The sequence below is a fragment of the Thalassospira sp. UBA1131 genome, assembly GCF_002311515.1.
Taxonomy (GTDB): domain Bacteria; phylum Pseudomonadota; class Alphaproteobacteria; order Rhodospirillales; family Thalassospiraceae; genus Thalassospira.
This window is the reverse complement of record NZ_DCAO01000096.1, coordinates 16473-20091: the sequence shown is the minus strand read 5'-3', so window position 1 is coordinate 20091 and position 3619 is coordinate 16473. Positions and strand designations below refer to the sequence as shown.

Annotated in this window: 3 protein-coding genes and 1 pseudogene; all 4 read left to right on the top strand. The window is 54.7% G+C overall.

Going from position 1 to position 3619, the window contains the following annotated elements; translation table 11 throughout:
• Positions 1-654: polysaccharide pyruvyl transferase family protein (locus tag B3Z49_RS14975; protein WP_296992328.1), on the top strand; the 654-nt coding region annotated here is incomplete at its 5' end.
• 108 nt (positions 655-762) lie between these two features.
• Complete coding sequence (gene galE / locus B3Z49_RS14970; protein ID WP_008888998.1) at positions 763-1758, top strand: UDP-glucose 4-epimerase GalE; 996 nt, start codon at positions 763-765, stop codon at positions 1756-1758.
• Positions 1759-1848: 90 nt separating this feature from the next.
• Positions 1849-3054: a polysaccharide pyruvyl transferase family protein gene (locus B3Z49_RS14965; RefSeq protein ID WP_296992325.1), complete on the top strand. Its 1206-nt coding sequence runs from the start codon at positions 1849-1851 to the stop codon at positions 3052-3054.
• Positions 3055-3140: 86 nt separating this feature from the next.
• Positions 3141-3619, top strand: a pseudogene (locus B3Z49_RS14960) (hypothetical protein); the annotation flags it as partial.

Genomic DNA, 3619 nt, shown 5'->3' with positions numbered 1-3619 from the left:
CTGCCATCGCTTGATAGCGTGAAAAATGTCGGCATTACGCTGCGCCGTGAAGTGTCCCCGGCCTATGCCCAGGACATCAAACGGTATCTCACCTTCCATCGTGATCTGGTGAAACATCTGGCCGACCGGTTCGATGACATGACCCTGATGGCCCAGGGCGAACCCGAAGAGAAAAAGCTCGTCTTTGGCAGCAACGCCCAGCGCGAAGAAGCCATGCAGGCGCTCAAAAACAACGACTGGGTCAAGAACTGGTATCTCGATGACACGATGGAACGCCTCTATCGCGAGAAACTGTTCTATTCCGATGTCGTATCCGATTACGAGGATCTGGTGCGGACCAAGGATTGCGTGCTGGGCTATCGCCTGCACGGCAATCTGATGGCGCTGTCGAACGGTGTTCCGTCGATTTACTTCACCTATGACAGCCGCACGGTCGAATTCGCCGAAACCTATCAGATCCCGTCCTATGACGTGTTCTCGGAAAAGGAATTCGTGCTCGAGGATTACTGGAATCAGGATCTGTTCGACAAGTTCAACCGCGCCTGGTTCCAGACCTATCGCGAAATGGCGCAGTTCCTGACCGAAAACAACATCGATCACAAAATGGTCGATGTCATGAAAGCTGATACGCAGCCTCAGCGAAAGGTCGCGTGATCCCACCCGGTATGGCCGTTCTGGCGACCCGGATCGGGATCGCCGGGCGGCCGTGCCTTCCAAAGCAGCCTGAACCAAAACAGGCAACATCAACAAGGAGACACGGCAATGACTGTACTTGTAACAGGTGGCGCAGGGTATATCGGCAGTCACGCGGCACTTGCACTTCTCGATGGCGGGCGCGATGTCGTCGTGCTGGACAATCTAAGTCAGGGGCATCGCTGGGCAGTGCCAACCGGGGCGGCGTTCGTTGAAGGTGATTGTGGCGACGAGGATCTGGTGCGTCGTGTCATCGCCGAACATGACGTGACGGCGATCATGCATTTTGCCGGGTCGATCATTGTACCGGACTCGGTCATCTATCCGCTGGAATATTACCGCAACAATACGGTCAATTCGCGTGCGCTTTTGCAAGTTGCTGTGGATAGCGGCGTAAAGCATTTCATCTTTTCCTCGACCGCGGGGGTTTATGGCGAACCAAAAGCCACCCCGATTAACGAGGACTTCGCCCTTAAGCCGATCTCGCCCTATGGCACATCAAAAATGATGACCGAAAAGATGTTGGCCGATGCCGCCATCGCCCATGATTTGCGCTATGTCGCGCTGCGTTACTTCAATGTTGCCGGCGCCGACCCCAAAGGCCGTTCCGGCCAGACATCGCGCAAGGCAACCCATCTGATCAAGATCGCAAGCCAGGCGGCAACAGGTACGCGTCCGCAAATGGCCATTTACGGCGAAGATTACGAAACCCCCGATGGCACCTGCATTCGCGATTACATCCATGTCTCCGACCTCGCCAATGCCCATGTTCTGGCCCTTGAATATCTTGAACGCGGCGGCGAAAGCGACGTGATGAACTGTGGTTATGGGCGCGGTTTCTCGGTGCGCGAAGTGATCGGTGCGGTCAAAAAGGTCTCTGGCGTTGATTTCGAGGTTGAACTTGCCGACCGTCGCCCCGGTGATCCGGCAGCCCTGATAGCTGCGGCCGATCGTATTCGCCAAAAACTCGGCTGGACCCCGGTTCATGATGACCTAGAAGACATCGTGCGCCATGCCCTTGATTGGGAACAAAGCCTTAAATCCCGCGAGGTCAGTGCGGCTTAACCGCATCTCGCAAGACCTGCACTTCCAAACACGAGCAACGGTTCGAAACAACGTCAAAAATGACACGAACCAAACACGCAGGAGCATAAAATGGCACCCGAACTCCCCACCGGGGGGCGCAAGCCCCGTATTGGCGTATTGATGCCCGCTGGCCGTCTTGAGGGCAATCTTGGTGTTGTCACCCACACCTATAATGCGCCGGAAAAGGCAAAGACCTTATTCACCAATATCGGTGACTGCTTTGTCTATGATTCCTCGCTGCGCATTCTCGACTATTCCGAACTTTTTCCGATCTATGTGCCCTCAGACGGCAATATTTCGGAAACCCAGATCGAACAGATCAATCGGCTGGATTACATCTTTCTGCGCGGATCGAACTATATCAACACCAACGGTCAATGGGACCCGATCACAGCGGTTCTTGAAAAAACCAAGGTGCCCGTGATTGCCTTTGGCATCGGTGTTCAGGTTCCCGACAATTCCGACGAATATGTCAATGAATCGACCAGGCGGTTCTTGAATCTGGTTGCAGATCGCTCGGCATCGATTGGCGTGCGCGGCAATCTGTCGAAAAAGGCGCTGAATTCAATCGGGATCAAAAATGTCCGCATCTTTGGCTGCCCGACGGTGTTCCGCCATTGCAAACCGGAACTGAAATTACGCCGGGTTGATGCCGCATCGATCAAAAGGCTGGGCTTTACCCTGCGCCGCAAGACGCACGGTTTCCAGACACAGCAACGCTTTATGCTGCGCACATTGGCCGAACGCTATGACACGGAAATCCTGTGTGCCGGCGAGCTTGAAGAAAAGCAAATCTATTACGCGCGATCCAAACAGGTCGAAAATGACGCGGCTGTCATGGACGAGGCGGTCAAAAAGCTGACTGCGGAAAAGTGGTTCTACGGCCCCAGGGATCCGTTGCTGGACCTCTATAAATCATCGCTTTCGGTGTTTGAAAGTGTCGCTGATTTTGAACGGGCCGAACAGAACCTTGATGCGGTGACCGGCTATCGCCTGCATGGCAATTTGCTGGCCTTGGCCAACGAAGTTCCGGCCCTTTATGTCACCTATGACACGCGCACCCGCGAATTTGTCAAAACGCTTGGCATTCCGTTCGTGGATGGTCGCTACATGGACAAATTCTCGTTCGAGGAAGCCTGGGATAACGCCGATTTCGATCTGTTTGAGCAGACCTATCAGAAGCGTTTTGGCGATCTGAAAAACTTCCTTGAAGAAAACAGCATGGCACACCGTCTGGGCAGTACCCCGGCCCCATACGTCGCAGAGGCGGCGTGACCTTGCTGTCTGGTGCGTGGCGTAACCCCCAGTAACGCCACGCACCACACTTTCTCATTTGATTTGCAAAGCTGGCGGGTAAAACCTTGGGCACACTTCGTTTCTCAAAACGCATCACAGGTCTCTTGGCATTCCTGATCGGCTTGTCGGTCGGTGGCATGTTTGGCTGGAACCCGGATTTGCTGGCCGCCGAGGTAACTGTTTCAGGCACCGAAACCGTCATCTTTGATAGCGACGTCACCGGATGTGACAACCATCATCTGCCCGATTCACCAGCCCGTGCCTTTCGCAACAATCAGGGCCAAATGGTTCTGTTTGCCCCGAACTTTCAGAACCGGGCCTTTGTTGGTTATGGCTTTAACAGCCTGAAACCCGATTGCGACAGCCGCTTCAAGGCCGCGGGCAAGGCGGTCCCGGAACTGCTTGATGACCGCACCTGGCTTCAGGCGATCTATACCCGTGACGGGCGCGATGTTTATGCCCTGGGCAGTGCCAGTTTCATGCCCTATCGCCATGACATGCCGTGCAAGGGCCGGACAAAACGCACTGATTGCTGGATCAATGG

Bases quoted from the DNA above. Each gene is read 5' to 3' on its own strand.
- galE (WP_008888998.1), top strand. From the start codon at position 763: ATGACTGTACTTGTAACAGGTGGCGCAGGGTATATCGGCAGTCACGCG.
- B3Z49_RS14965 (WP_296992325.1), top strand. From the start codon at position 1,849: ATGGCACCCGAACTCCCCACCGGGGGGCGCAAGCCCCGTATTGGCGTA.